Source organism: Deinococcus maricopensis DSM 21211, assembly GCF_000186385.1.
In the GTDB taxonomy this organism is placed as follows: Bacteria; Deinococcota; Deinococci; order Deinococcales; family Deinococcaceae; genus Deinococcus_B; species Deinococcus_B maricopensis.
Genome location: NC_014958.1, coordinates 2,215,122 through 2,240,848, shown reverse-complemented (window position 1 = coordinate 2,240,848; position 25,727 = coordinate 2,215,122). Strand labels below are relative to the sequence as shown.

Genomic DNA, 25,727 nt, shown 5'->3' with positions numbered 1-25,727 from the left:
TCAGAGGCTCGGCGGTCAGTCGCCTTGCGCGGGCGTGACCACCAGGTAGTCAATGACGGCATTGCGGTCCTGATCCGGGCCGGCGTACGCGTCATTCAGGAGCCGCACCACCAGGGCGTCACCGGCTTTCAGCGCCGTGGTCGTGAAGGCCCGCTCGGCGTACGCCGTGTTGTCGAGCGTCAGCGTGCCCAGCGACTGGCCGTTCCCGTTCGTGAGCTCCACGATGGGCGCCCCCTCGAACTGCTCGCCGCGTGCCACCACCGACACGGTGTACGTGCCCGGCGTCACCTGACGCGGCAGCTTGAAGTTCACGGAGTCGCGCGCGCCGTACAGCATCACGGCCTGCCCGCCGCTGGCGTTCGGGTCGCTGATCAGCCACCCGCCCGGTCGTGGGTCCGTCATCAGCTGCGGTGACAGGGGCCGACCGACGTTCGTGGACGTCGCTTCCAGCTGCACGCCCTGCGCCGCCGGCACGGTCGCCTGCTGCGTGCAGGCCGCCAGCGCGACCCCCAGAAGCAACGCCGCACCCCACGTGCGCGCGCGCCGAGACGTGCCCACCACTGCTGCCCGGATGCTCTGCTCGTTCATGGCCCTCTCCTTTGCTGCCCGCCGACATGCATGAGGGACGGCGCCCCTGTGGACGCGCCCCCGCTTCATTGACCTTCAACGGCAGTATGGGCTGGCGCTTCAGGCCTTTGCGAGCGCCCAGGCGCTGCGCAGCCGTCGCTCAGAACGCCGAACCGATGGACTTGTCACGCTGGTGCCGCCGGGCCGCGCGGTCCACCAGTTCCCCGGGCGCGCGCATCTGCGGGGTGGTGGTGGCCCCCCCCACGCTCACGCGCAGCACCTGACCGCCCAGGGCGTCCTTCACGCGCGCCGTCACGTGCGTGACGGCGCGCTCGTCCGCGCCGCTCAGCAGCAGCGCGAACCGGTCCGCGTCCCAGCGGAACACCTCGTCGCGCGGGCGCTTCAGGGTCCGCAGTTGCGCGCTGAGCGCCCGCAGCGCCGCGTCCCCCGCCGCGCGCCCCTCGCGGGCATTCAGCGCGCGGAACCCGTCGTAATCCACGACGATCAGCCCGAGCGGCTGCTCCACACGCCCCGCCCACCGGCGCTCCAACGCCCGCGTGAACGCCACGCGGTTCCCGATGCCCGTCAGCGGATCGGTGTGCGCCAGCTGCGCCGTCAACCACCAATGCTGCAGTTCCGCCGCGAACGCCCCCACCAGCGCCGCGAGCGACAACGTCACAGCGGGCAGCAGCCACCCCGCCGCCCACGCCGGCAGCGCCAGCAGCGGCGCGACCATCACCAGCGCCGCCGCCCGCGCGCCCCGCGCGTGCCACGCCAGGGCCGCCAGCAGCGCCGCGAGGCCCGCCGTGACCGGGAAGGGCAGCGGCGTGGCGTGCGCGTGCGGGAGCGCGCTCAACAGCGACCCCGTCAGCGCCCACAGGCGCGGGTTGCTGGGCAGCAGCGCCGTCACCGCCAACGCCAGCAGCGTCACCAGCAGCGGCGCCCAGCGCGCGCCGGGAGGATTCACGCGGCGCGCCGCAGCGGCACAGGACGCACTGGCGCAGCTCGGCACTTCACGCGAGCAGTGTAACGTGCGGATTCTTACAGGAAACCACACCCGCGGCGCACCGTATACTCCGGGGATGCTGGTCGCCCTGCAAGGCATTCACAAGGACTACGGCGCGCAAACCGTCCTGAATGACCTCACCCTGAAACTCAACCCCGGAGACCGCGTGGGCCTCGTGGGCCGCAACGGCGCGGGCAAAACCACTCTGCTGCGCCTCATCACCGGCGAGGAGAAACCGGACCTCGGCACGGTCCGCTTCCTGCCGGGCGTGCGCGCCGCCGCCCTCCGCCAGGACCCCTTCTTCCCGGACGGCGCGACCGTCCGCACCGTCCTCGACGCTGCCTTCACCGAACTCGACGCGCTCGAAGCGGAACTCGAGCAGGCGGCGCACGCCATGGGCGACGGTACCGACGCGAGCATCCACCACCACGAGCAGCTGCTCGAACAGTACGCCCGCCGCGGCGGCTTCGAGCGCCGCTCCCGCCGCGACGCCGTGACGCTCGCGTTCGGCTTCCGGGGCCGCGAAGACGACCTCGCCGCGCGCCTCAGCGGCGGCGAACGCACCCGCCTGAGCCTCGCCGCGCTCCTCATCCAGAACCCGGACGTGCTGCTGCTCGATGAACCCACCAACCACCTCGACATCGGCATGGTCGAGTGGCTGGAGAACTTCCTGAGCCGCTACCCGGGCGCCGTCATGGTCATCAGCCACGACCGCGCGTTCCTCGACGCCGTCACCAACCAGACCGCGCACCTCTGGCACGGCCAGGCGCGCCTGCACGCCGGAGGGTACACGCAGTTCCGCGCCGCCCTTGACGAGGAACTCGAACGGCAGGCCGCCCGCTACGCGCAGGAGCAGCGGCGCATCGCCGACTACCAGCGCAGCGTGGACCGCATGAAGATCTGGGGCCTCGGCATGAGCAAACTCGCGCGGCGCGCCAAAGGCATGCAGGCCCGCGCAGACCGCATGCGCGCCACCGCCACCAAGGCGCCCCCGCCGGACGAGCGCACCACCCGCATCACCTTCCACGCGCCCGAAAGCGGCGACGTCGTCCTCGACGCCCGCCACCTCACCCGCGCGCTCGGCGGGCGCACCCTGTTCCGCGACGTGAACGTCCAGCTGCGCCGCGGCGACCGCGTCGCCCTGATCGGCCGCAACGGCGCCGGCAAAACCACCCTGCTGCGCACGCTCCTCGGCCTCGACGCGAGTGACGACCCGCGCTCGCAGGTCCTCACGGGCGCGCGCGTCACCACCGGGTACTACGACCAGCAACTCCGCGGCGTCGACCCGGACAGCACCCTCTACCAGGAAGCCCGCGAGTACGTCGAGAAGGACCAGCAGGCGCACGACCTGCTCGGCACGTTCATGTTCCCGTACGACGCGCACGACAAACCCGCCCGGGTCCTCAGCGGCGGCGAACGCGCCCGCCTGGCCCTGCTGAAACTCGCGCAGGAGGACCACAACTTCCTTGTGCTCGACGAGCCCAGCAACCACCTCGACATGGAAATGCTCGAATCACTCGAAGAGGCCCTGGAGGACTTCAGCGGGACGCTGCTGATGGTCAGCCACGACCGCGCCCTCATCGAGAACCTCGCGGACCGCATCTGGCTCATCGAGGACGGGCAGTTCCACGAGTACCCCGGCGGGTACGCGTATTACAAACAAAAGCACCTGCCGGCCGAGGCGCCGACGACCACGCCCGCGAAACCCGCGTCGGCCACGCCCGCGAAACCCAAAGGGAAGGGGCTGTGGCACCTGAAACGGCAGCTGGAGGCCATCGAGGCGGACATCGCCGCGCTCGAAGCGGAACTGGGCGCCGCGCAGGCCGCGCTCGGCCACGCCGACGCGAACGCTGACTTCGCCGCGCTCGGCGGGGAGGTCGCCCGCCTCGAAGCCGCGCTCAACGACCGCATGGACGCCTGGGCGAAAGCCCACGAAGACGTCGAAGCCGCCGGCGGGTAAACCCCGCATGAGCTTCCACCCGTGCGGGCGCGCAGGACAATGCGCCCGCGCGGGCCGCGCACCATGAGGCCGGAGGTCAGCATGCACCCACCACTGCGGCAGCGGTCCCTCGACGTGCTCCTGCGGGCGTACCAGTGGCGCGTCCGCCGCCAACGCAACCTCACGCCCACGCGCGCCCTGCAGGTCACCCGCCAGCTGCTGCGCACGCAACGCTACGGGTTCCTGGTCACCACCGGCACGGACGCACCGAACGCTCGCCTCATCGAACACGTCGCCGAAGAGGACCTGACAGTCTGGATCGGCGCCCACCCATCATCCCGCAAGGCGCGCGAGGTGCAGGCGCACCCCCGCGCCACGTTCGCCCTGATGGACGACCGGACGCAGGCAAACATCGTCCTGCACGGCACCGTCACGCGCGTCCACGACGACGCCCGGCGTCAGCGGTACTGGCGTCCGCACCACCGCCTGTTTTTCAGCGGCCCGCTCGGCGCGGACTTCGCGCTCCTGCGCTTCACCCCCGACCGCCTCGAGCTGATGAGTTTCGGGCGCTTCATCGTGCCGGAACCGTTCGGGCTGAAACCGGTCGTCCTGGTCCGCCACGGCGACGACTGGCAACCGGCCTGAACGCCCTGAGGAAGAGCGCGAGCCACCCCTGAAGCGCCACGCGAAGGGGCCGCAGGTTTCCCCACGGCCCCACTGGCGCTCCTCAGTCGTCCTCGCCGCGGCCCACCGGCTCGGGCGGCGCCTGGCTGCTCAGGTCCTCGGCTTCCAGCCGCGCGAGCCGCTCACGCCACCGCAGCGAGTACCCGTACGGGTTCATCTGCGGGTCCACGCTCATCTCGCGCGGCGTGCGGCTGCCCTGCGTGGCCCGCGCAATGGCGAACATGTCCGCCTTCGGCGAGCGGTCCATGAACAGCAGCCCGTTGCGTTCCTGGTACGTGTCCGTGAACTGCGTGTAACAGAACCCGGACAGGCCCTCGCACGCGTACACGGCGGACATCAGGTCCTCGTAGGCGTCCATGAACGACTGCTCGTCCATCGCCTCGCTGTACCCCCAGCCGGGCTGCCCACCCGGAATGAACGCAATCCCGCCGAATTCGCTCAGCACCACCGGCTGCCCCGTCACCTGGAAGCCCTCGAGCGTGAGCGCGCGGTCCCCCGGACGCTGCCGCTCGAACGTGAGGTTCACGGCTTCCGTGTCCGCGTAGCGGCGCACCAGCGCGGCCGGCTCCGCGGAGTAGTCGTGCACGCCGACGATATCCGTGGCGACGTGTTCCCACCCGTCGTTCCCGATGACTGGCCGCGTTGGGTCGAGCGTCCGCGTGAGGTGATACAGGGTGCGCACGTAATCGCGGTGCGCGGCGTTCGTCGGCAGGTCCGGCACGCCCCACGACTCGTTGAGCGGCACCCACGCGACGATGCTCGGGTGCGACATGTCGCGCCGCAACACCTCCGTCCACTCGCGCGTCAGGTCCTCCACGGCGCGCGTCGTGAAGCGGTACGGGCTGGGCATCTCCTCCCACACCAGCAGACCGTACACGTCACACCAGTACAGCCAGCGCGGATTCTCGACCTTCTGGTGCTTGCGCGCGCCGTTGAAGCCCATCTGACGGATCAGCTCCACGTCGCGGCGCAGCTCATCATCCGTGGCGGTCAGGCCCCCCTGCTCCCAGTACCCCTGATCGAGGACCATTTTCAGGTAGTACGGCCGCCCGTTCAGCAGGAACCGGCGGCCCTGCACGCTCACGGACCGGATGGCGGTGTAGCTCAGCACGCGGTCCACGACCTCGCCGTCCACCAGCAGCTCCACCGTCGCGTCTATGAGGGTGGGGTGGTTCGGGCTCCACAGCAGCTCATTGCGGAAGTCGTCGATGCCCGGGTCGGGCAACGCGATGCGGCGCGTCACCTCCGGCCAGCGCAGCGTGTAGCGGTCATCCGCGATGAGCGCCCCCTCGTGTTCCAGCCGCACGCGCAACTGCATGTTGTCCCGCAGGGGCCCCTCGATGTGCGCGTCCACGCCGATCTCCCACGCGTCCATGAACGACGACCAGCGCAACTCCGCGATGCGCGTCGTCGGGACGCACTCCAGCCACACCGGCTGCCAGATGCCGGTCGTCCGCGGGTACCAGATGCTGTGCGGCTCCAACTGCCAGTCCTGCTTCCCGCGCGGCTTCGTGAGGTCATGCGGGTCATCGAAGGCGCGCACGACAATCTCGAGTGACGTCTCACCGCGCGCCGCGCCCGTCACGTACGCCGTGAAGGGCGTGTGCCCGCCAAAATGCTCCGCGACGAGGTCGCCGTTCACCCAGACGCGCGCGTGGTAATCCACCGCGCCGAAGTGCAGCAGCAGGGGCCGGCCCTGCTCGTCCGCCGTGAGGTCCACGCGGCACCGGTACCACGCGACCGGATGGAAGCCAGTGTCATGAATGCCGCTGGCGGGCGTTTCCGGCGAGAAGGGCACCTGAATGACGCGGTCGAAGGTCACGTCGTCGGGTTCGGCCCACGCGGCCTGATCGTCGTACGCGAAGTCCCACGCGCCGCCCAGGTCGCGCCAGTGCGCGCGCTCCAGCAGTGGGTTCGGGTGAATGGAATAGGTGGTCATGAGCAGGGTTCCTCCTGATCCAGCGCGAGGCTTTGGTAGAACGCAGCGTAGTCAGCATGAACGAGCAGCGTGTGAGGACAACGGTCAAAAGCACCACCGCCCGTTTAGTGTTGCGGCGATGCCCGGGCCGAAGCCGCGCGTCGCGGAGCGCCCACCCCGCCTGCGGACCGCACGGTCAACGCAGCCCGCCCGCGAACGCGACGGTCCGGCGAGCGCCGCGCAGCACGAAACCGCTTTCCGGCTGCGCGGGCATGCGCGTCAGGCGCACACGCAGGTCCTGGGGGGGAACGTCGTACGTCACGTCGCGCGTCAGGAACCGCACGGCGCCGCGCATGAGTTCGATGGTGAGCCACTCCCCGGCGCAGCGGTGCCCGAGGTCATGGTCCCCACCACCCTGCGGGACGAAGTTGAACGGGCTGCCGTTCCACGTGCGAAAGCGCTCAGGGTCGAATCGCTCCGGCGCGGCCCACACCGACGGGTCACGGTTCGTGCCGTACACGTCCAGCAGCACCAGCCGGCCCTGCGGGAACGTGTGCCCGGACCACTCGAACGTGCGCCGCACCCGCGCCGCCACGAACGGGAAGAACGGGTAGTACCGCCGCACCTCCTGCACGAACCGCAGCAGCGCGTCGTCATCACCGCGCAGCAATGCGTCGCGGCACGACGGATGCTGATGCAGGGCATGCGCGGCGAACACCACGTACCGAGCGACCGCCACGGTCGGGCGCAGCACATTCAGCAGCTCCACGGCCGCCGTGTGCTCATCCAGCAGCGCGCCCCGCTCGTCACGGTGCGTGGCGACCACGTGCAGGGCCCCATCCTCCGCGCCGGTCGGGGCCTGCCGGGCCGCGCGGATGTGCCCCGCCGCCCAGGCCTCCGCACGGCGCCGCGCGGCCCGGGCCCGCCAGTGCCGCGGCCCGGCACTGGCGGGCCCGTCAATCAGCGCCGCGAGGTCCGCAGTGACGCCCGCAACCTCCTCCGCGGCCAGGGGCACGCCCGCCCAGGCGCACACAGCGCGGGTGAGGACCTCGTGCGCCTCATCCAGCAGCACGACCGTGTCCCGAGCGGCCCAGCGGACGCTCGCGGCGTGCCATTCACGGTCCGCGAGGCGCACGAGCCGCGTGATGTTCGCAGGTGTCATCAGGCCCATGAACATCGCCTTGCGGTGCGTGTGCGCAGCGCCATCGAGCGACTGCACACCCCCCTCACCGATGAGTGTCTTCTGCACAGGTTTCGGCATCGCGCCCTGCCGGACGAACCGTTCCGGGTCGTACAGCAGGGCTGCGGCGGACGCACCCCGCATGCACGTGACCGGCAGGGCCAGCAGCAGGCGCGTATCGAACACGGTGCGGCCCGTGGCGCGGCACTGCCGGTCGACGAAGGCATACCCCTGCGTCAGCAGCGGCACGGTGCTGTCCAGAGGCGGACGGGTGGCGTGCAGCATATGAACCTCCTCGCGGCAGCCTAAAGGCTCGGCGCCGCCGCTGCCTTCAGGGTTTCTTGGCGCACCCGCCAGCCGGGAAAGCTCAGCGGAACACTGCCCGCCGAGCGCTGGCCGCGTGAGGTTGTGCTCCGCGTTTCCTCACCGCTTCAGCACCTTGAGCTGCCTGCTCGGCCTCTCTGCCTGCACGCCCGCCAAGCTTGAGGAACCCACGAGGTTCACGCGCTGCAGTGCTCATGATCTTACGCAGCCCGCCTACAGTAGGAAGGACTGTTGATCGACGTCATGGCCGTCAGGCGGCATGGCCACCTGTGCCCGGGCGGAAACAGCAGACCGTGGGCCCCGCACCTGCCTGGCGGGCACCTCCTGAGCGCCTGCTGAAGCGCTCGGGAGTGGAGGACCGCGTCCGTCGGCCCCTCATGCGGGGTCAGTGAGCGGCGGCGTGCAGCGTTCGGGCTGGCTCGGCCTTGACCCCTGCCCCGCCCGCCTCGACCTCGTCCGGATTCAGGCCTGCCAGGTGCCACACCGCGCGGGTGAAGCTCGCGTCGTCCAGCGCGCGGTACAGCGCTGCCCACATGAACCGCGTGTACGCGTCCGCAGCGCCCGCCCGCATGACCGGGTCGCTCCAGTCGCTCGCGTGCGCCCGCAACGGCCCCGCGACGCGGACCGCGCCGTCCTCCAGCTCCGCGAGGGTTTTCGGGCCGAACGCGAAGGCCACGCGCGTGCGGCCGCCCGTCAGCCAGGCGCGCAGCGTACGTTCGGGCGGCAGGGCGTACACGATGACCTCGCCGTCCGGTGTGTCCGCGTCGTCCGCGAGGGCGAGGCCCGGCACGTTCACGCTCAGGTACTCGCGCACGGCACCTGTCGCGTACGCGCGCGCGCCTGCGTGCAGGTGCCGCATGGCTTCGCGTGGGTCGAGGCGGGGTGTGGGTGGAAGCGGCCGGGCGTCATCCGCGCCGAGCAGCGTCAGGGTGGTGGGCGCGCGCAGGGCCTCGGCGGCCACCTCGATGTTCTCGCGGCCCGCCCAGGCGTTCAGGCTGAGGTGCGCGGCCACGTCATGCGGTCCCTCTCGCACGGCCCCTTCGCCGTACTTCACGCCTTTCACGCCGCCCACACGGAACTGCAGCGTGTCGCCGCGCTTCCCGACGAGGCGCGCGCCGCCCAGGTCGTCGCGCACCCACCACAGCGGTCGGCGCAGCCCTTCGCCGAACGGCTCGAACGTGCCTTCCGCTTCGTACAGCGCGCGCGTGACCGCGCCGGCGGGTAGCGGGGCGTCCAGCAGCACGCTCGGCACGGGACGCGGGTGCTCCTCGGCGAACGCGTGGATGCGCGTTCGGAACGCGTCGATGTTGTCCTCCTGAATCGCGAAGCCTGCCGCGCCCGTGTGCCCGCCGTACCGTTTGAGCAGGTCGTGCGCGCCGCGCAGGCCCGCCACGGCGCTGATGCCCGGCGTGCTGCGCACGCTGCCTTTCCCCTGCGCGATGATGAACACCGGCTTGTAGTACGCCTCCAGCAGTTTGCTCGCGACGATGCCCATGACGCCCGCGTGCCAGTCGTCCTTCGTGACGACGATGGCCGGGTCGTCCGGGTTCACGAGCGTCAGGGCTTCCTTGAACATGCGGTCCTGCACGACGCGCCGCTCGCCGTTGCGGACCTCCAGGTACGTGGCGAGTTCCTGCGCGCGCCGCTCGCTGGTGGTCGTGAGCAGTTCCAGCGCGAGGTCCGCCTCGCCCATGCGGCCGGCGGCGTTGATACGCGGCGCGATTACGAACGCCACGTCGCGCGCGCTGGGCAGGCCGAGCTTCTTGCCGCCCATCAGGGCGCGCAGGCCCGCGTGCTGCGTGTCGGCGAGTTGGTGCAGTCCCGCGCGGACCAGCGCGCGGTTCTCGCCGAGCAGCGGCGCGACGTCCGCGATGATGCCGATGCTCGCCAGATCCGCGTATGCGCGCGGCTCCCCGAGGCCCAGGTGCTCACGCACGGCCCACAGCAGGTGGTACGCGACGCCGGCGCCCGTGAGGTTGTGCAGGTCCCCGTCGTACTCGGGCGTGAGGTGCGGGTGGACGACGAGGCAGTCGGGGAAGTCCGGGCCGGGCGCGTGGTGGTCCGTGACGATGACGTCCACGCCCCGGTCGAGCAGCGCGCGGACTTCCTGCACGTTCGTGACGCCGCAGTCGACGGTGACGAGCAGGTCGCAGGCGTCCGCGTGTTCCGGGACGCGGTCCGGGTGCACGCCGTACCCTTCGTTCAGGCGGTGCGGGATGAAGCCGTGCACGTCCGCGCCGAGTTCCCGCAGGCCCAGCACGAGGACGCTGGTGGCGGTCACGCCGTCGGCGTCGTAGTCGCCGTGCACGCGGATGCGTTTGCGATCCTGAATGGCGCGGACGAGGCGCGCGGCCGCTTCGCGCAGCGCCGGGTTGGGTGTGAGCGTGAGATCCGGCGTGACGTGCGCGGCGCTGAGGTTCCGGCCGACGATCACCTGCGCGAGCATGGGGCTCACGCGGTACGCGTCCATGACGGCGCGCAGCGCCTCGTTGCTTGCGGGCGCCCGGAGCTGCCATGCGCTGACCGGCACGACCGGCGAGGCGCTCATGCCTGCTCCTGCACGGTGGGCGCCGTGACGGCCGCGTGGGATTCGCGGGTGGCGGGCGCGGCGAGCTTGGCGCGCAGCGTGGCGTTCAGACGTTCCTCCAACGCGCGGGTGGCGCGCGCGGCCCGTGCCCGGCGGGCGCGGGCGAGCAGCAGGCGCGGCACGAACAGCAACGCCGAGTACAGCACGCCGACGAGCAGCGTGAGGGCCACGAGGACGCCCAGGGGGACGTTCATGGCGTTCAGGCCGAACGGGAGTGGCAGCGTCACCCGCACGGGATTCTGGAGTTGCAGCAGCAGCACGTACGCCCCCAGCAGCAGCAGCACGATGACCTGAACGAACTGAACGACCCGCATTACGCCATACTACCGCGCGCCGCGGCGTTCCGCGTCCCGCGCGTACAAGAGGAGAGGGCGGGGAAGCCCCCGCCCTCTCCTCTTGTACGCCGCTCCGTTATGCGCTCGCCTTGGGCTGCGCGCGGCGGTTCTTCAACCAGTTCTCCAGCACGACCACCATCGGCGCGACGATGTAGATGCTGCTGTACGTCCCGATCAGGATGCCGACCAGCAGCGCGAGGCTGAAGTCACGCAGGACGGCCCCGCCGAAGATCAGCAGGCTCACGAGCGGCAGCATGGTGCTCACCGACGTCATCACCGTACGCGACAGCGTCTGGTTGATGCTGGCGTTCACGATGTCCCGGTACGAACGGCCGCGCATCAGCTTCAGGTTCTCGCGGATGCGGTCAGACACGATGATCGAGTCGTTCAGCGAGTACCCGATCAGGGTCAGGACCGCCGCGACAGTCGCGATATTGAACTCCAGGCCCAGCAGCGCGTACAGGCCCATCACGATCGCCACGTCGTGCAGCACCGCCAGGATGCTGCCCAGACCCATGATGAAGTCGAAGCGGAACCCGACGTACACCAGAATCAGCGCGAGCCCCAGCAGCACCGCGCGGATCGTCTTGTCACGCAGTTCCCCGCCGACCGCCGGACCGACCGTCTCGACGGACTGCACGCTCGCCTGCGGCAGCTTCGTGAACTGCGCGCGGAGCTGCTCCACCTGCGCAGTGTTCAGCTCAGGCACCTTCACGTTGAACACCGCGGCGTTCGTGCCCGGCGTGACGCTGCGCTGAATAGTGGCGCCCTCGGCGTGCGCGACGTTCAGGTTCGCGTCGCCGAGCGCGCGGCGCACGTCCTCCACCTGCGTGCTGGGCGCAGCCTTCACGGTGATGTTCGTGCCGCTCGTGAAGTCCACGCCGTAGTTCAGGCCCTTCACAGCGAGCGCAGCGATGCCGCCGATGGCGAGCAGCACGCTGAGCGTCGTGATGATCGGGCTGGCCTTGATGAAGTCGATGTTCGGGACGCCGACGCGGCGAGGCGCGCCGAACTCGCGGCGGGACGCCAAGGCGCGCATCATCCACTTCGCGAACACGAGGTTGCTGAACACGGACGCGACCACGCCGATGGCGAGCGTCAGCGCGAAGCCCTTCACGGGCCCGGTCGCGTAGTTGTACAGCGCCAGCGCGGACAGCAGGTGCGAGAGGTTCACATCCACGATCGTCCACAGCGAGTGGTCGTAACCGGCGTTGATGCTGTTCTTGATGCCCTTGCCGCGCTGGAGTTCTTCCTTGATGCGCTCGAACGAGATGACGTTCCCGTCCACGGCCGCGCCGATGGTCAGCACGAGGCCCGCAATGCCGGGCAGCGTGAGCGTCGCGCCGAAGCCCCCGAGAATGCCGAGAATGATGACGCTGCTGAACAGCAGGCCAAGCGCGCCGACCAGGCCGAACCACAGGCCGTAATAGAAGAACAGCATCACGAACACCAGGCCGATGCCGACCAGGGCCGCGATGGCGCCGCTGCGGATGGCGTCCGCGCCGAGCGTCGGCCCGATGGCCTGCTCCGCCTCCACCTTGATCTTCACGGGCAGCGAACCGCTCTTCAGCACCAGCGCGAGCTGGCTGGCCTCCTCGGTCGTGAAGCTGCCGCTGATCTGAATGTTGCTGTACAGCGCCTGGTTGATGGTGGCGACGCTCTTGATCTGGTCGTCGAGGACGATCGCCATCAAGCGGTTCACGTTCTTGCGGGTGAACTCACCGAACTGGTCGGCGCCCTTCGGCGTCGTCGTGAAGTTCACGACCCAGCGGCCGCTCTGCGGGTCGGCGCCCGCGGCGGCGGACGCGATGACCTCACCGGTCGCTTCGGCCGGGCCGAGGTCGCTGAGCTTGTACCCGCCCGAGGCGGGGTTCTTGCTGGCTTCCTGCGCGTCCGGCTGCGCGCCCTGATTCACGATACGGAACTCCAGCTTCGCCTGCTGGTTGATGATGCTGCGCGTGCGTTCCTGCACAGCTTCGGTCGCGCCGGGGATCTCCACAACGACGCGCTTGCCGCCCTGCACCGTCACGGTCGGCTCGGCCACGCCGAGCGCGTTGATGCGGTTCTCGATGATGGTCTTGATGCGGTCCAGGGTGTCGCGGTCGGTGGTGCCGTTTTCCGGCGCCAGTTCGATGCGCAACCCGCCCTTGAGGTCTAGGCCGAGGTTGATGAACTGGTAGTTCTTACCCCACAGCTCACCGGGCGTCTTGGGGTGCTCCCACGGGCGCCAGATGTACGCGAGGCTGCCGAGCAGCGCGAGCAGCAGCACAAGCGCCGTCCACGGCACGCGGGATTTGGGTTGCGGCGCGCGCCCACGGTTGCGGGGCGGCGGGCGCCGCTTCTGGTTGGGGTTTGAAATGGTCAAGAGAGGAGCTCCTTACAGCAGAGGATGAGGGAAGGTGAGGCGGACGGCGCGTGCCGATCAGCCGCCGTCCGTCTGCCGTCGCCCCAGTTCCGCGAGCGTACGGGCCGCGCGCGGCGCCGCGGTGCCCTGCGCCCGACCGGCCCTCGTGAAGGTCGGCCGGGGCAGCGGCGCGCGGGCGGGCAGGGCCACGTCGAGCAGGACCCCACCGCCCGTGGGGCTGGGCGGCGCCGCGCGCAGTTCAGGCGCGGCGGGCGCGCCGGCCGCCAGAACCGGGCGCGTCGGGTCGTGCGTGGCAGCGGTCCACCCGAGAAGCGCGAGCAGGAATGGCAGCGCGGCCAGCAGGCCACCGTACGCGCCCGCCCTGACCCGCAGCTGCTCAATCCACTTCATGTGTTCTCGCGTTGCACGCGTCGTGCGCGCCCGGAAGGCGGCAGGCTGGGCGTGTCGAACCTCAGCACTCTAGCAAAACCTCATGAGGTGCGGCGAAAATGCGCACTTTCGCACACCGGGGGGGTGCGGGTGGTGTACGGTCACAGGCATGACCAGTCTGACCTCCGGCGCGCGCGGCACGTCGCTGTCGCTGCGGCGCTTCGCCACTCGCCTGGCCGGCACGTACGCCATCCTGTACGCCCTCACGACCGGCCTCGCCCTGTTCGCGCCGTGGGCGCGCCTGATCACCTGGGTCGGTCAGGAGTTCCTGGCGCTCGGGCTCACGCCGAACCTGCCCGCGAACGGCGTGCTCGACAGCGCGTACCACTTCGCGCAGGCCTGGACGGTCCTGCTGATCGCCTTCGTCGGCGCGGCCCTGTGGACGCTGCTCGACCGCCGCGCTGCCCGCTAAGCCAGGACATCACCGCAGGCACCTGAGCCTGCACGCGGAGGCCTGCCCGACCTTCAACACGCCCCTTCAGGCTGACTTCAGCTCACGCTTGCCTGAGCTCTCAGGACCGCGCTGCTCGCCCAGACGGCAACGCAGGCCAGTCCGTGCGGCACGCTGGACTGAGCCGTGAATGCCCTCGGTAGTCCAGTCAGTCTTGCATGGGTACAGGCACACCGCTTGCCCTTGAACTCGGTCTCACGCGACCACAGTTCCCCAAGTTCAAAGGGCCGGGCGTAATCCTGCGGAGCCTGACGAACGCCCGGAAAGTGCGGAGGCACCGCCCGCACCACTGTGCTTAGCCATGAGCGACGACCGCGTCTGACTGGCCGCACGCGCCTACCCGCTCTGAGGGGGCGCAGCCTGACCGCCGAAGCCCATGCAATGAATTCAAGGGCGTTCCCTGGAGAGCGGTGGGAGGTGGCCACGCCTTAAAGACCGAACCCACCCGTTGCGCCGTCCGTGCAGCCGTGTCTGCCCTCCACCCACGCTTATGCATTAGCCACTCCGGTGTTGTGCGGCCACGCCCATCGCGGCGCCGAGCGCTTTCTCGGCGCGTATGAATTCCGTATGGACTTAACTCAGTCACAAAAAAGGGGAGGCGCATGACGCCTCCCCTCTATTGGCCTGCGGCTTACGCCTGAGGCACTTCCACCATCTCGCTCGCTTCGATGATGTCGCCTTCCTGCACGTCGTTCCAGTCGAGGTTGATTCCGCACTCGAAGCCCTTCTGCACTTCGCGGACGTCGTCCTTAAAGCGCTTGAGACCCACGATGGTGCCCTCGTACACGACCTGCTTCCCGCGCGTGACTTTCGCTTTCGCGTTGCGCTTGAAGCTGCCGTCGGTGATGTACGAACCGGCAATGTTGCCGTTCTTCGGGTGGCGGATGACCATGCGGACTTCCGCGCGGCCCAGGTACTGCTCCTCGAACACCGGCTCGACGTTGCCCTTGATGAGGCGGTCCACTTCGTCAATGAGTTCGTAGATGATGCGGTAGCTCTTGAGGTCAATGCCTTTCTGGTCCGCGATCTTCGTGACGCTGCCGCTGGGCGTGACGCTGAAGCACAGGATGGTCGCGCCGGCCGTGCTGGCGAGCAGCACGTCGCCTTCGGTGGGCGCGCCGATGCCGGCGAGCATCACGTTGATCTTGACGTCGTCTTTTTCCTTGCGGGCCAGGATGCCCTGGAGCGCTTCGAGGCTGCCCTGCGTGTCGGCGCGCAGAATCAGGTTGACTTCGCGCACAGTTTCGAGGCTGCCCATCATTTCTTCAAGGCTGAGCTTGCGGTTCTGGCGGGCGGCTTCGGCATCGCGGCGTTCGCCGACGCGGCTGGCGACCAGTTCGCGCGCGGCGTGCTCGTTCTTCGCGCTGCTGACCTTCTCGCCGCTGGTCGGCGCTTCGCTGAACCCGAGGATCTGCACGGGCGTGCTCGGGCCGGCTTCCTTGATACGGTCGCCGTTGCTGTTTGTCATGGCCTTGATCTTGCCGTACTTCTCGCCGACGACCAGGAAGTCCCCGACGCGCAGCGTGCCCTGCTGCACCATGACGGTCGCCAGAACGCCCGCCTGTTTGTCCACGCGGCTTTCGATGATGACGCCGGAGAACTCCGCTTTCGGGTCGGCGCGCAGGTCTTCGAGTTCCGCGGTGAGGCTGATGTATTCCAGCAGGTCCTCGACGCCTTCGCCGGTTTTCGCGCTGAGCGGCACGACGATGATGTCACCGCCGTACTCTTCGGGGACGAGGTTCACGGTCGTGAGGTCCGTCTTGACGCGTTCCGGGTCGGCCTGCGGCAGGTCGACTTTGTTGATCGCGACGATCATGGGGACCTTCGCGGCCTGCGCGTGCGCGATGGCCTCGCGGGTCTGCGGCATGAGGCTGTCGTCCGCGGCGATCACGATGATGGCGATGTCCGCGACGTTCGCGCCGCGCGCGCGGATGGTCGTGAAGGCTTCGTGGCCGGGCGTGTCGATGAACACGATCTTGCCCTTACTGGTTTTCGCTTCGAACGCGCCGACGTGCTGCGTGATGCCGCCCGCTTCCTTCGCCGCGACTTTCGTTTTGCGGATGTAGTCAAGCAGGCTGGTTTTGCCGTGGTCGACGTGGCCCATGATGGTCACGACGGGCGCGCGGTGCGGGACGCCGTCGTCACTGGCGTCCGCCGTGGCGGCGGGCTCGCTGGGGGCCGCGGCGGGCTCCGCTTCCGCCGCGGGGGTGGACGACGTGGCGGCCGGGGCCGCGGCGCTGCCGCCGTTCGCTTGTTCGTCGGCGATCAGGCCCTTGATGGTTTCGACGGTGTCCTCGTCGAGGGTGCTGCTGGCGCTCTTGTACGAAACGCCGAGCTCGTCGAGCATCTGCAGCATGCGGTTATTGTCAACGCCAAGGTCTTTGGCGAGGGTGTAAATGCGAACTTTCGACATCAACTACCTCCGGGCCGCCCGCTCGGGGCGGCGGTATTGCGTTGCTGGCTCTGGGGCAGACCCGGTTCCTCCGGCAGCGTGGCCACGCTCAACTGCGCGCTCACCGCGGGGGCATGCGCGCCGAACGCCCGCCGCAGGCGCCGCTCTGCCCAGCAGGCGGGCGAGTCGGCGCACACGTAGGCGCCGCGCCCTGCGCGCGCGCCGCGTTGCAGCGTCCAGCCGTCCAGCACGCGCGTGAGGCGCGTGAGGTCGGCTTGAGGGCGCTTGCGGCGGCAGGCGACGCAGGTGCGTTCGGGCGTGTGCGGCATGGGGAGGGGCTCCGGGGTGCTCAGGGTTACTCCGTCAGGTCGGTGTCGCCGTCGGGCGTGGCGGTTGCGACGCTCTTGCTGTCGCGGAACAGCGCGTCGAACGCGGCGCGGGCGCTGCTGCTGGACTCGCTGGCGTTGCTGCCTTCGTCCTCCAGCGCCTGCTGCATGGCGGCGTCAAGGTCACTCACGGCCTGCGTTTCGCGTAGGTCGACCTTGTAGCCGGTGAGCTTCGCGGCGAGGCGGACGTTCTGGCCGCCCTTGCCGATGGCGAGGGACAGCTGGTCGGGTGTGACCGTCACGGTCGCTTCGCGGGTGTCCGCGTTCACTTCGATCAGTCCGACTTTGGCGGGGGAGAGGGCGTTGCGGATGAATTCGCGCGGCGTGGCGTCCCAGAGGATCACGTCGACGCGTTCGCGGCCCAGTTCGCCCGTGACGGCCTGGATGCGGTTCCCGCGGTGGCCGATGCACGCGCCGATCGGGTCGACGTTCGGGTTGTGGCTGAACACCGCGACCTTGCTGCGCTGTCCGGCTTCGCGGGCGATGGCCTTGACTTCCACGATGCCGTTGGCGACTTCGGGAATCTCCTGCTTCAGGAGGTAGTCGAGCAGGCGCTCGTCGGCGCGCGACGCGAGAATCGTCGGGCCTTTGGGCGTCTTGCGGACTTCCTTGAGGTAGATCTTCACGCGGTTGCCGGGCATCAGGCGCTCGCCGGGGATGGCTTCGCGCTGCGGGAGGATCGCTTCGCCGGCGCCGAGGTCCACGAAGTAGTTGCCCTTGTTGTCGAGGCGGGCAACGACGGCGTTGAGGACCTGGCCTTCCTTGTCCTTGTACTCGTTGAAGACGACGTTGCGTTCCGTCTCGCGCATTTTCTGCGTGAGGGTCTGCTTGGCGGCCTGCAGCGCGATGCGCGTGAATTTCTCGCGCTCCACGGGGAAGACCATTTCCTCGCCGAGTTCCGCTTCCGGGTCGAGTTCGAGGGCGTCGGCGAGGCTGATCTGGACGTTTTCGTCCTCGACCTTCTCGACGACTTCCTTGACGACCAGCACTTCGATCTCGCCGCTCTTGGGGTCGAGGTGCACTTCGACGCGTTTGTCCGGGTCGACGTTGCGGGTGTACGCCTGCGCGAGGGACTGCTCGAACGCCTCGATCAGCTGCATTTCGTTGATGTTGCGGGACTGCGCGACCTCGCGCAGCGCCTCGGCAAAGTTAAATTCCGACATCACGCTTCCTTTCGGTGGTGCTGGCCCGCTCGGGACTCAGCGGTGGCTGGGCGGGAACTCGGCGAGGTTCCCCTCGAAGGTCCCGACTTCCAGGGTGACGGGCCCGCCGGGCGCGTCGAAGGTCACGAGGTCCCCTTCGACTTTCAGGATCGGCGCGGTGAAGCTGTGACCCTCGCCGCGCACGCGGGCCTTGAGCCCCACCATGCGTTCGAAGTGGCGCGTGCGCCGCAGGGGGCGCTTCGAGCCGGGTGACTCAAGTTCCAGGCGGTACTCACCCTTGATGGGGTCCGTGCGGTCCAGTTCCAGGCCCAGCAGTTTGCTGGCGGTTTCCAGGTCGTCGACCGTGACGGGTTGCTCGTCGAGACGGTCGATGCGGACCAGCAGGGTCGGGCGGCGCCCGGGGTTTTGCAGATGCACTTCCAGCACCTCATAGCCAAGCGGCGAGAGGGCTTCGGTGGCCAATTGTTCCAAGTTGTTCATAAGTTGTGTTGCCCGCACCGAGGTGACGGGCCGCTCCACCTCCCTCCACGAAAAAAGGTGGGCACCTCGCCCACCCCCCGTTCGAGGAATTGCCCACACAGTATAGCACCAAGGGGCGGAAAATCCAGTCGAGCGCGACATTTTCCGCCCCTTGGCACCTGTGCGCCGCGCGCCGATCAGCGGCCCGGCTGCACCTCAATCACGATCGCGCCGTCCTGCAGACGCGCCACTTCCGCCTGCCCACCCTCCAGTTTCCGCATGCCTTCCAGCGCGCTGTCCTCCGGGGAGCGGGCGAGCGCGTCCGCCACCCGGATCTGCGGGCTCGCGATGGGCCGCGCCCACACGATCGCGCCCGCGTTCCCTCCGGCGCCCGCATGCACCTTCCCGCGCAGCGCGCCCACCACGATCACGTCGCCGCCCGCGACGATCTCCGCGCCTGGGTTCACGTCGCCGAGGATCACGACGCTGCCCGGGTACTGCCCGAGCGTTCCTGCGCGCAGCCCGTGCGGCACGATCACCGTGCGCGCATCCTCCGGCGTCACCGGCGCCGCCACGTTCACGCGCGGCGCGCGCACGCGACTCACCGAGCCGCCCGCGCCGCGCACCGCGCCGAGCGCCGACTCCAGGGCGTCCACGCTGGTTTCCTCCGCCACCTCCAGCGTCACGCGGGCGTTCAGCAGCTCCGTGCGGCTGCCCAGCGCGTCCGTGACGCCCACGCCCGTGTCTTGAGGTTCCAGCAGGAGATTCAGGCCGCCGAGGGTACCGCGTAGCTTCATGAAGTGCAGTTTACCCTCCACGCCGCTCGCGTCAGCTGCCCCGTGCCCGGTGCGCCGTGACGCTCGACCCTGTGCGCCCGCCCCTACCCGTGCTGTACTGAGGTCGTGCCCGCCCGAACCACCCCGCACACAGACGCGCTCGGCCGCGCCGCCACGCGCCTGCTGCTCGGCGCCCTGATGCTGCTGATCCTCGCGCCCATGATCGCGCGCTGGGTGCACGGCGAATTCGCCGGCATCGGCATTCAGCTCCTCACGCTCCTCGCCACCGCCTTCCTGCTGCGCCGCGTGTACGCCGGCAGCGGCGCCGCCCGGACCCTCACGGTCGGGCTGTGCATGCTCAGCGGCGTCGCGGGCGTCATCCTCGGCATGCTCGGCACCAGCGTCAGCCTGTTCGGCCTGGCCGTCCTGGCTGTCGGCCTCGGCTTCATCGGCATCGGCCTCGCCCTCATCAGCTACCCGCCCGTCCGGGACTTCCTTGACCGGCACCAGCTCATCCCCCGGCCCGGCGGCCCACGATGACGCGCCGCTTCATCGTCACCGGCACCAACAATGCCTTCACGTGCGCACAGTGCGGCGCCACCGTGCAGCCCCTGCGCAACGGCAGCGTCCGCAACCACTGCCCCGCCTGTCTGCACAGCCTGCACGTGGACGTCCACCCCGGCGACCGCGCCTGCGACTGCCACGGTGTCATGCGGCCGGTCGGCGTGGACCAGCACCCCAAGAAAGGCTGGATGATCGTGCACGAATGCACCCGCTGCGGCTTTCTTGGCCGCAACAAGGCCGCACTGGACGACCCGGACCAGCCCGACGACTACGACGCCCTTGTGCGCCTGTCCGCCCGCCCACGCGAGTAGCGCCGGCCTCGCGGATGACCTGTCTGAAGGGCGCCCCAACCCCGCGAATGTGAAAACAGTTAGACTCCGCGCATGGCTTTGTGGCTGCTGTTCGCCTTCATCCTGATGTCCGCGACCCTGATTCTGGCGCTCACGCTGGGGCCCCTGAAAACCGCCGCGAACGTCCGCACCATCCGCGCCTTCGCGTACGTGCAGTACGCCGCGGCGCTCCTCCTGGCCGGTGCGCGCCTCGCCGGGAAAGCCTGATGGCCCCGCACCTCCTCGACCTGCACTTTCAGGGCACCCCCGGCGTCATCGCTGCGTACGCCGTCCCCCTCCACAGCGGCGGCGTCGCCCTCATCGACCCCGGCCCGTCCAGCACGCTCACCACCCTCGAACGAGGTCTCGGAACGCTCAGCTTCACGCTGGAAGACGTCCGCGCCGTGCTGCTCACGCACATTCACCTCGACCACGCCGGGGTGGCCGGGACGCTCGCGGAACGCGGCGCCGACGTATACGTCCACGAGCGCGGCGCGGCCCACCTCGCCCGCCCGGACCGGCTGCTCGCCAGCGCGCGCACCATCTACGCCGAACACATGGACGCCCTGTGGGGCGACATGCGTCCGGTGCCGCGCGAACGCCTGCACGCCGTGCAGGACGGCAGCACCGTCACGCTTGGCAGCGACGCCTTCCACGCCACGTACGCGCCCGGTCACGCCGTGCACCACGTCGCCTGGCAGCACGGTGACGACCTGTTCGTCGGTGACGTGGCCGGCGTCCGTCTCGACGCGCGCCAGACGCCGCGCGCGCCGACGCCGCCGCCCGACATCGACCTGGACGCCTGGGCGGCGAGCGTCGCGCGCCTGCGGGCGCTGCCGGCGCGGACGCTGCACCTCACGCACTACGGCAGCTACCCGGCAACGGACGCCCACTGGGACAACCTGCTGCGCACCATGCACGCGGACGCCGCCCGCGTCCGCGAGGGCCTGGAACGCCAGCTCGGCGCGGACGCCCTCACCGCCGAATTCACGCGTGCCGTCGAAGCTGACCTCGCGCAGGAAGGCGATGACCTCGCTGCGCGCTTCCGCTACGCCTGCCCCGCGTGGATGAGCGTGCAGGGCCTCACGCGTTACTGGACCCGAAAGGCGAACGCATGACGCTGGCTGTCCTTGCGTCTGGCCGCGGCAGTAACCTCGCGGCCCTCCTCGACGCCTTTCCCGGCGACGTTCGCCTCGTCATCAGCGATAAACCGGACGCCGCCGCCTTGGACCGCGCCCGCGAGGCCGGCATCACCGCCGCGCACGTCCCCTTCCCGAAAGGGGGACGCGCGACGTTCGAGGCGCAGGTGCAGGCCCTGCTGGACACGCACGGCGTCACGCTGGTGCTGCTCGCGGGGTTCATGCGCCTGCTGAGCGCGGACTTCACGGGCCGCTGGCGCGGACGCATCCTGAACATCCACCCGAGCCTCCTGCCGGCCTTCCCGGGCCTGCACGCGCAGCAGCAGGCCCTCGACGCCGGCGCCGCCTGGAGCGGGTGCACCGTGCACTTCGTGGACGCCGGCATGGACACCGGCGACATCATCCTGCAGAAGCGCGTGCCGGTTCTGCGCAGTGATACCGCGGACACGCTCGCTGCGCGCATCCTCACGGCGGAACACGAGGCGTACCCGCAGGCGGTTCGTCTCGTTCGCGCGGGCCTCGCCTTCCCGCGGCCCACGCCCGACGACCTGCGCGCGGAATTCGGGGACCAGGCGCCGCCGCACGCCAGCGTCCGGCAGGTGCGCGCTGCCCGGCTGCTCCAGCAGTGGGGAAGACCCGAAGCGGTCCCGGCCGTTCTCGCCGGTGCGCCTCATCCCGTGGCGGCGCTCGCGCTCGCCACTGACGACCTGCGCCTCGCCTGGACCACGGACGCGCCCCTGAACGAGCGTCACGCCACCTGGGCGGACCGCGCGCCCCTGCGCGCACGCGCGCAGGCCCTTCACCTCGCCGAGGAATTCGACGCCGCCGTGCACGTCACCGCGCACGAGTGGGAAAGGACCACCCTGTGAAAGTACTCGTCATCGGCGGCGGTGGCCGCGAACACGCCATCGTCGCCGCGCTGCGCCGCTCCCCGAGCGTCACCGAGGTGCTGTGCACCCCCGGCAACCCCGGCATTGCTGAACTCGCCCGCTGCCTGCCCAGCCCGGTCGACCCGGCTGCACTCGCCGACCTCGCGGTGCGAGAGGGCGTGCAGCTCACGATCGTCGGGCCGGAAGCGCCCCTCGCCGCGGGCGTCGTCGACGAATTCCAGGCGCGCGGCCTGCGCGCCTTCGGGCCCACGCAGGCGGCCGCGCGCCTCGAAAGCGACAAGGCGTGGAGCAAGGCCTTCATGCTGCGTCACGGCATCCCCACGGCCCGCCACGCCAGCTTCGACGACCTCGACGCGGCGCTCGCGTACGTCACGCCGCACCCGCTGCCCGTCGTCGTGAAGGACGCCGGCCTGCGCGCCGGGAAGGGCGTCACCATCTGCCGCTCGCACGATGAGGCGCGCGCCGCCGTGCGTGACATCTTCACGCAGGACAATGCGCAGGCCGTCATCGAGGATTTCATGTCCGGCCAGGAAGTCACGGTTCTCGCGTTCTGCGACGGAACGCGCGCCGTGCCCATGCTGCCCAGCCAGGACCACAAGACCATCTTCGAGAATGACGTGGGCCCGATGACGGGCGGCATGGGCGTCATCTGCCCGTTCCCGCTGAGCGCCGAAGACGCCGCGCGTATTCAGACGGAAATTCTGGATCGCGCCCTGAGCGGCCTGCGCGCGGAGGGGCAGCCGTACGTCGGCGTGCTGTACGCCGGGCTGATGCTCACTCCAGACGGCCCGAAGGTCGTGGAGTTCAACGCCCGGTTCGGCGACCCGGAAGCCGAGGCGGTCCTGCCGCTCCTCGACTCGGACCTCGCGCGCATCGCGGAGGCCTGCGTCGACGGGCAGCTCAGTGCGGACCTCGTGCGCTTCCGCGCCGGCGCGACCGTGTGCGTCATCATGGCCGCCCCCGGTTACCCGGGTGAGCCGCGCACCGGCATCACGCTGAACCTCCCGGACTTGCGCGCCGGTGAGGCCATCTACCATGCCGGCACTGGCCGCGACGGCGAGCACCTTGTGAGCCGGGGCGGGCGCGTGCTGGCCATCGTGGCGCAGGGCCCGGACCTGGCGACTGCCCGCGCGAGCGCGTACCAATTGGTTGGGCGCGTCAATTTCCCCGGCGCGCAGATTCGCCGCGATATCGGGTTCCGGATCGGCCTGTGAACCGTGCGGGTCGCGCACTCTGCGTTGACCGGCCCTGCCCACTCTGTTAGCATCACGGCGTCCCCAGCGTGGGACGCCGTGCCGGAGTGGCGGAATTGGTAGACGCACTCGACTCAAAATCGAGCGGGCGACCGTGCGGGTTCGAGTCCCGCCTTCGGCACCAACCAACGTGGAGGAACCATGCTCGCAACCCTTCTGGTTATTCTGTTCGCGCTGATCTGCGCGGCGCTCGTGCTGTTCGTGCTGCTGCAGGTGCCGCGCCAGAGCGGTCTGTCGGCCGGCCTCGGTGGCGGCGGCGACCTGTTTGGTGGGCGCGGCGTGGAAGGCGGACTGGTGCGCATCACGAGCGTGCTGGGCGGCCTGTTCATGCTGATGGCCCTGCTGCTGAACATCATTCAGCGCTAAAGCCAGGAACGCAAGACGCGAGGGGCGCACCCATGGGTGCGCCCCTCGCGTCTTTGCAGGAAAACCCTGGAACATGAGAAGTCTTGCCACCTGAATTACGTTCTGCAACCATCAAAATAGGCCGCAGCACGCCACAATCCGCGGTTCGGGTGAACGGCGGACGCATAAACATCCAGCCCGGCGCTCATCAAGCACACGAAAAAAACCGCCTCCGCAGCGAAAAAACCTTGACGCTTCACGCACCACTGCATATAGTTGTCTGGCTGGAAACCTAAGCTTTTCGCTGTACCCCGACTGCCCCGAGCCGAGGCGCCAGTCGCCGTACCGGCAATTCCAGACCAGGAGGAAACCCCCATGAAAAAAGCGTTTATGCTCGTTGCGGCCCTCACCATGGGCAGCGCCATGGCCAAACCTTACGTGCACGCGGCGGACACCACCGTCAGCAAAGCCAGCGACGCGAAGACCGGCGGCACCATCCGCCTGACGGTGGCTGGCGACTTCGACACGTACAACCCCTTCACCGCGCAGGGTCGCCCGAACATCCCCGAGCTGACCGACGCCGGCGGTCTCATCACCTCCGACCCCAACACGGGTGAGTACGAAGGGTACATGGCGGAAAGCTTCACCATTTCCCCCGACAAGCGCACCTACACCTTCACGCTCCGCCCCGAACTGAAGTGGAGCGACGGCCAGGCCATCACCGCCGACGATTACATCAGCACCTTCAAGATCATCGCGGCCGACGAAGAAACCTCCCTGAACTCCTACCTGTTCGACAACGGCAAGGCCGTGACCTGGAAGAAACTGGGCGACCGCAAGCTCAGCCTCACCTTCCCCCGCGCCACCGTCCAGAACCTCGAAACCATCTCCTACCTGACCCCGCAGCCTGACCACATCTTCGGCAAGGCCTTCGGTAACGGCGGCGCAGCCGGCGTGAAAGCCGTGCGCGACCTCTGGGACGTCGGCACCGACGTGAGCAAGCTCGTCGTCAGCGGGCCCTTCAAGGTCAGCAAGTACGCCCGTGGTGAGCGCCTCACGCTCGTCAAGAACTCCTTCTACGGGCAGTGGAACAAGGACAGCGCCGGCAAGGCCCTCCCGTACCTCGACGGCCTGCAGTACAGCGTCGTGAAGGACCAGAACGCGCAGCTCGCGCAGTTCCTCGCGGGCAACGTGGACCTGTACCAGCCCAGCAACCGCGACCAGCTCGCGCAGATTGTCGCCGCCAAGAACAGCGGCAAGCTGAGCGTAGACGTCCTCGCCAACGCCGGCCCGAACGCCAGCGTGGACTTCCTGTACTTCAACTTCAACAAGAGCAGCGATCCCTTCAAGCAGGCGCTGTTCCGCAACGTGAAGTTCCGCCAGGCGATGAGCATGCTCGTCGACAAGGACGCCATCGTTGACCAAGTGCTCGGCGGTCTCGGCGTGGCGGCGTGGACCAGCGTGTACCCCCTGTACAAGGACTGGATCGCTCCCGACGTCGACAAGTACAAGTTCAACCCTGCGCAGGCCAACAAGGTCCTCGACAGCCTCGGCTTCAAGAAGCGCGGCGCTGACGGCATCCGCGTGGACGGCAAAGGCAACCGCCTGAGCTTCACGCTGACCACGAACGGCGAAAACACCCGCCGCCAGCAGATGGCGCGCCTCTTCGCCGACGAAGCGAAGAAGGCCGGCGTGGAAGTCAAGACCAGCTTCGTGCCCTTCAACCAGCTCCTCGGCGTCGTGTACCCCGAAACGGACGCTGGCAAGCTGGACCGCAAGTTCGACGCCTCCATCACCGGCCTCAGCGGCGGCGGCTTCATCAACCCCGTCGGCGTGTCCGCCAGCCTCGCCTGCGGCGGCGAACTGAACGGCTACAACCAGAGCAGCAAGTGCATCCAGCCCTGGGAAACGCAGCAGTTCAACTTGTTCAACAAGAGCACGGCGGAATTCGACACGGCCAAGCGTAAGGCGATCGCCAACCAGATCCAGAAGCTCCAGGCGGAAAACCTCGGCTTCATCTACCTGGCCAGCCAGAACGCCCACTACGCCTGGGACAGCCGCGTCCAGGGCGAGTACCCCAAGAAGATCGCCAACCCCCTGTGGGCTAGCAGCTACTTCGGGCCGCGCGACATCGCGCTGACCTGGGTGAGCAAGTAAGCGACTGACGCCTGAAGGCGTCTCGCTGCGCCCGGCGTGACGATCCCCCTTCTGCCCTGACGCCTGCGCGAGACCCCTCTGGGGTCTCG

24 protein-coding genes and 1 tRNA gene are annotated in these 25,727 nt (G+C 69.3%); 12 read left to right on the top strand and 13 right to left on the bottom strand.

What is annotated here, in order from left to right:
* Positions 1 to 15 precede the first annotated feature (15 nt).
* Together DEIMA_RS10400 and DEIMA_RS10395 are read right to left on the bottom strand one after the other, a co-directional pair.
* The gene (locus tag DEIMA_RS10400; RefSeq protein ID WP_013557216.1) at positions 16 to 588 is read right to left on the bottom strand and encodes a carbohydrate-binding domain-containing protein; all 573 of its coding nucleotides are present in this window, start codon (positions 586 to 588) and stop codon (positions 16 to 18) included.
* A 139-nt stretch (positions 589 to 727) separates the two neighbouring features.
* A complete protein-coding gene (locus tag DEIMA_RS10395; protein ID WP_013557215.1) occupies positions 728 to 1,534 on the bottom strand; it encodes a GGDEF domain-containing protein in 807 nt (268 codons plus the stop codon).
* 115 nt (positions 1,535 to 1,649) lie between these two features.
* Between DEIMA_RS10395 and abc-f the strand changes: the two genes are divergently transcribed.
* The gene (gene abc-f / locus DEIMA_RS10390) at positions 1,650 to 3,533 is read left to right on the top strand and encodes a ribosomal protection-like ABC-F family protein (RefSeq protein ID WP_013557214.1); all 1,884 of its coding nucleotides are present in this window, start codon (positions 1,650 to 1,652) and stop codon (positions 3,531 to 3,533) included.
* An 81-nt stretch (positions 3,534 to 3,614) separates the two neighbouring features.
* The gene (locus DEIMA_RS10385; RefSeq protein ID WP_013557213.1) at positions 3,615 to 4,157 is read left to right on the top strand and encodes a pyridoxamine 5'-phosphate oxidase family protein; all 543 of its coding nucleotides are present in this window, start codon (positions 3,615 to 3,617) and stop codon (positions 4,155 to 4,157) included.
* Positions 4,158 to 4,239: 82 nt separating this feature from the next.
* Here the strand turns inward: DEIMA_RS10385 and DEIMA_RS10380 are convergent, their stop codons facing one another.
* The 6 genes from DEIMA_RS10380 to DEIMA_RS10355 all read right to left on the bottom strand — a co-directional run bounded on the left by DEIMA_RS10380 (position 4,240) and on the right by DEIMA_RS10355 (position 13,295).
* The gene (locus DEIMA_RS10380) at positions 4,240 to 6,135 is read right to left on the bottom strand and encodes a glycoside hydrolase family 2 protein (RefSeq protein WP_013557212.1); all 1,896 of its coding nucleotides are present in this window, start codon (positions 6,133 to 6,135) and stop codon (positions 4,240 to 4,242) included.
* A 175-nt stretch (positions 6,136 to 6,310) separates the two neighbouring features.
* Positions 6,311 to 7,579 (bottom strand): cytochrome P450, encoded by a 1,269-nt coding sequence (locus tag DEIMA_RS10375; protein ID WP_013557211.1) that lies wholly within the window; start codon positions 7,577 to 7,579, stop codon positions 6,311 to 6,313.
* A gap of 424 nt (positions 7,580 to 8,003) precedes the next feature.
* Positions 8,004 to 10,166, bottom strand: coding sequence for a single-stranded-DNA-specific exonuclease RecJ (locus tag DEIMA_RS10370; RefSeq protein WP_013557210.1), 2,163 nt, complete (start codon positions 10,164 to 10,166; stop codon positions 8,004 to 8,006).
* The gene (locus tag DEIMA_RS10365) at positions 10,163 to 10,519 is read right to left on the bottom strand and encodes a lipopolysaccharide assembly protein LapA domain-containing protein (RefSeq protein ID WP_013557209.1); all 357 of its coding nucleotides are present in this window, start codon (positions 10,517 to 10,519) and stop codon (positions 10,163 to 10,165) included. The genes DEIMA_RS10370 and DEIMA_RS10365 overlap by 4 nt, the downstream gene beginning before the upstream one ends.
* A gap of 97 nt (positions 10,520 to 10,616) precedes the next feature.
* Positions 10,617 to 12,905, bottom strand: a complete 2,289-nt coding sequence (gene secD / locus DEIMA_RS10360) for a protein translocase subunit SecD (protein ID WP_013557208.1) — start codon at positions 12,903 to 12,905, stop codon at positions 10,617 to 10,619.
* Between the two features lie 57 nt (positions 12,906 to 12,962).
* A complete protein-coding gene (locus tag DEIMA_RS10355) occupies positions 12,963 to 13,295 on the bottom strand; it encodes a hypothetical protein (RefSeq protein WP_013557207.1) in 333 nt (110 codons plus the stop codon).
* A 148-nt stretch (positions 13,296 to 13,443) separates the two neighbouring features.
* Here DEIMA_RS10355 and DEIMA_RS10350 point away from each other — a divergent pair, with 148 nt between their 5' ends.
* Positions 13,444 to 13,746 carry a hypothetical protein gene (locus DEIMA_RS10350; protein WP_013557206.1) on the top strand — a complete coding sequence of 101 codons (303 nt, stop codon included), beginning with the start codon at positions 13,444 to 13,446 and terminating at the stop codon, positions 13,744 to 13,746.
* 670 nt (positions 13,747 to 14,416) lie between these two features.
* On the opposite strand, the gene infB is transcribed toward DEIMA_RS10350, so the two are convergent.
* The 5 genes from infB to DEIMA_RS10325 all read right to left on the bottom strand — a co-directional run bounded on the left by infB (position 14,417) and on the right by DEIMA_RS10325 (position 18,982).
* Positions 14,417 to 16,198 carry a translation initiation factor IF-2 gene (infB, locus tag DEIMA_RS10345; RefSeq protein ID WP_013557205.1) on the bottom strand — a complete coding sequence of 594 codons (1,782 nt, stop codon included), beginning with the start codon at positions 16,196 to 16,198 and terminating at the stop codon, positions 14,417 to 14,419.
* Positions 16,198 to 16,506, bottom strand: coding sequence for a YlxR family protein (locus tag DEIMA_RS10340; RefSeq protein WP_013557204.1), 309 nt, complete (start codon positions 16,504 to 16,506; stop codon positions 16,198 to 16,200). Before DEIMA_RS10340 ends, infB begins: the two co-directional genes overlap by 1 nt.
* A 26-nt stretch (positions 16,507 to 16,532) precedes the next feature.
* The gene (gene nusA, locus DEIMA_RS10335; protein WP_013557203.1) at positions 16,533 to 17,726 is read right to left on the bottom strand and encodes a transcription termination factor NusA; all 1,194 of its coding nucleotides are present in this window, start codon (positions 17,724 to 17,726) and stop codon (positions 16,533 to 16,535) included.
* A 36-nt stretch (positions 17,727 to 17,762) separates the two neighbouring features.
* The gene (gene rimP, locus DEIMA_RS10330) at positions 17,763 to 18,206 is read right to left on the bottom strand and encodes a ribosome maturation factor RimP (RefSeq protein ID WP_013557202.1); all 444 of its coding nucleotides are present in this window, start codon (positions 18,204 to 18,206) and stop codon (positions 17,763 to 17,765) included.
* Between the two features lie 176 nt (positions 18,207 to 18,382).
* Positions 18,383 to 18,982 carry a septum site-determining protein MinC gene (locus DEIMA_RS10325; RefSeq protein ID WP_043816652.1) on the bottom strand — a complete coding sequence of 200 codons (600 nt, stop codon included), beginning with the start codon at positions 18,980 to 18,982 and terminating at the stop codon, positions 18,383 to 18,385.
* 105 nt (positions 18,983 to 19,087) lie between these two features.
* Here DEIMA_RS10325 and DEIMA_RS10320 point away from each other — a divergent pair, with 105 nt between their 5' ends.
* From DEIMA_RS10320 to DEIMA_RS10285, 9 genes are all read left to right on the top strand, one after another.
* Positions 19,088 to 19,501 carry a hypothetical protein gene (locus tag DEIMA_RS10320; RefSeq protein WP_013557200.1) on the top strand — a complete coding sequence of 138 codons (414 nt, stop codon included), beginning with the start codon at positions 19,088 to 19,090 and terminating at the stop codon, positions 19,499 to 19,501.
* Positions 19,498 to 19,836 (top strand): RNHCP domain-containing protein, encoded by a 339-nt coding sequence (locus DEIMA_RS10315; protein WP_013557199.1) that lies wholly within the window; start codon positions 19,498 to 19,500, stop codon positions 19,834 to 19,836. The genes DEIMA_RS10320 and DEIMA_RS10315 overlap by 4 nt, the downstream gene beginning before the upstream one ends.
* Before the next feature lie 72 nt (positions 19,837 to 19,908).
* Positions 19,909 to 20,082 carry a hypothetical protein gene (locus DEIMA_RS18275; RefSeq protein WP_013557198.1) on the top strand — a complete coding sequence of 58 codons (174 nt, stop codon included), beginning with the start codon at positions 19,909 to 19,911 and terminating at the stop codon, positions 20,080 to 20,082.
* Positions 20,082 to 20,972, top strand: coding sequence for an MBL fold metallo-hydrolase (locus tag DEIMA_RS10310; RefSeq protein WP_013557197.1), 891 nt, complete (start codon positions 20,082 to 20,084; stop codon positions 20,970 to 20,972). Before DEIMA_RS18275 ends, DEIMA_RS10310 begins: the two co-directional genes overlap by 1 nt.
* On the top strand, positions 20,969 to 21,862 hold the full coding sequence (gene purN, locus DEIMA_RS10305) for a phosphoribosylglycinamide formyltransferase (RefSeq protein ID WP_013557196.1): 894 nt from the start codon (positions 20,969 to 20,971) through the stop codon (positions 21,860 to 21,862). Before DEIMA_RS10310 ends, purN begins: the two co-directional genes overlap by 4 nt.
* The gene (gene purD / locus DEIMA_RS10300) at positions 21,859 to 23,097 is read left to right on the top strand and encodes a phosphoribosylamine--glycine ligase (protein WP_013557195.1); all 1,239 of its coding nucleotides are present in this window, start codon (positions 21,859 to 21,861) and stop codon (positions 23,095 to 23,097) included. The genes purN and purD overlap by 4 nt, the downstream gene beginning before the upstream one ends.
* Before the next feature lie 80 nt (positions 23,098 to 23,177).
* Positions 23,178 to 23,260: transfer RNA gene (locus tag DEIMA_RS10295), tRNA-Leu, on the top strand.
* 17 nt (positions 23,261 to 23,277) lie between these two features.
* On the top strand, positions 23,278 to 23,502 hold the full coding sequence (gene secG / locus DEIMA_RS10290) for a preprotein translocase subunit SecG (RefSeq protein ID WP_013557194.1): 225 nt from the start codon (positions 23,278 to 23,280) through the stop codon (positions 23,500 to 23,502).
* A gap of 354 nt (positions 23,503 to 23,856) precedes the next feature.
* Positions 23,857 to 25,638: an ABC transporter substrate-binding protein gene (locus DEIMA_RS10285; protein WP_013557193.1), complete on the top strand. Its 1,782-nt coding sequence runs from the start codon at positions 23,857 to 23,859 to the stop codon at positions 25,636 to 25,638.
* Positions 25,639 to 25,727: the final 89 nt, after the last annotated feature.

Bases quoted from the DNA above. Each gene is read 5' to 3' on its own strand.
- nusA (WP_013557203.1), bottom strand. From the start codon at position 17,726: ATGTCGGAATTTAACTTTGCCGAGGCGCTGCGCGAGGTCGCGCAGTCC.
- DEIMA_RS10400 (WP_013557216.1), bottom strand. From the start codon at position 588: ATGAACGAGCAGAGCATCCGGGCAGCAGTGGTGGGCACGTCTCGGCGC.
- DEIMA_RS10365 (WP_013557209.1), bottom strand. From the start codon at position 10,519: ATGCGGGTCGTTCAGTTCGTTCAGGTCATCGTGCTGCTGCTGCTGGGG.
- DEIMA_RS10285 (WP_013557193.1), top strand. From the start codon at position 23,857: ATGAAAAAAGCGTTTATGCTCGTTGCGGCCCTCACCATGGGCAGCGCC.
- DEIMA_RS10340 (WP_013557204.1), bottom strand. From the start codon at position 16,506: ATGCCGCACACGCCCGAACGCACCTGCGTCGCCTGCCGCCGCAAGCGC.
- purN (WP_013557196.1), top strand. From the start codon at position 20,969: ATGACGCTGGCTGTCCTTGCGTCTGGCCGCGGCAGTAACCTCGCGGCC.
- DEIMA_RS10310 (WP_013557197.1), top strand. From the start codon at position 20,082: ATGGCCCCGCACCTCCTCGACCTGCACTTTCAGGGCACCCCCGGCGTC.
- DEIMA_RS10380 (WP_013557212.1), bottom strand. From the start codon at position 6,135: ATGACCACCTATTCCATTCACCCGAACCCACTGCTGGAGCGCGCGCAC.
- abc-f (WP_013557214.1), top strand. From the start codon at position 1,650: ATGCTGGTCGCCCTGCAAGGCATTCACAAGGACTACGGCGCGCAAACC.
- DEIMA_RS10315 (WP_013557199.1), top strand. From the start codon at position 19,498: ATGACGCGCCGCTTCATCGTCACCGGCACCAACAATGCCTTCACGTGC.
- DEIMA_RS10375 (WP_013557211.1), bottom strand. From the start codon at position 7,579: ATGCTGCACGCCACCCGTCCGCCTCTGGACAGCACCGTGCCGCTGCTG.
- DEIMA_RS10370 (WP_013557210.1), bottom strand. From the start codon at position 10,166: ATGAGCGCCTCGCCGGTCGTGCCGGTCAGCGCATGGCAGCTCCGGGCG.
- infB (WP_013557205.1), bottom strand. From the start codon at position 16,198: ATGTCGAAAGTTCGCATTTACACCCTCGCCAAAGACCTTGGCGTTGAC.
- rimP (WP_013557202.1), bottom strand. From the start codon at position 18,206: ATGAACAACTTGGAACAATTGGCCACCGAAGCCCTCTCGCCGCTTGGC.
- DEIMA_RS10385 (WP_013557213.1), top strand. From the start codon at position 3,615: ATGCACCCACCACTGCGGCAGCGGTCCCTCGACGTGCTCCTGCGGGCG.
- DEIMA_RS10355 (WP_013557207.1), bottom strand. From the start codon at position 13,295: ATGAAGTGGATTGAGCAGCTGCGGGTCAGGGCGGGCGCGTACGGTGGC.
- DEIMA_RS18275 (WP_013557198.1), top strand. From the start codon at position 19,909: ATGGCTTTGTGGCTGCTGTTCGCCTTCATCCTGATGTCCGCGACCCTG.
- DEIMA_RS10350 (WP_013557206.1), top strand. From the start codon at position 13,444: ATGACCAGTCTGACCTCCGGCGCGCGCGGCACGTCGCTGTCGCTGCGG.
- secG (WP_013557194.1), top strand. From the start codon at position 23,278: ATGCTCGCAACCCTTCTGGTTATTCTGTTCGCGCTGATCTGCGCGGCG.
- DEIMA_RS10325 (WP_043816652.1), bottom strand. From the start codon at position 18,982: ATGAAGCTACGCGGTACCCTCGGCGGCCTGAATCTCCTGCTGGAACCT.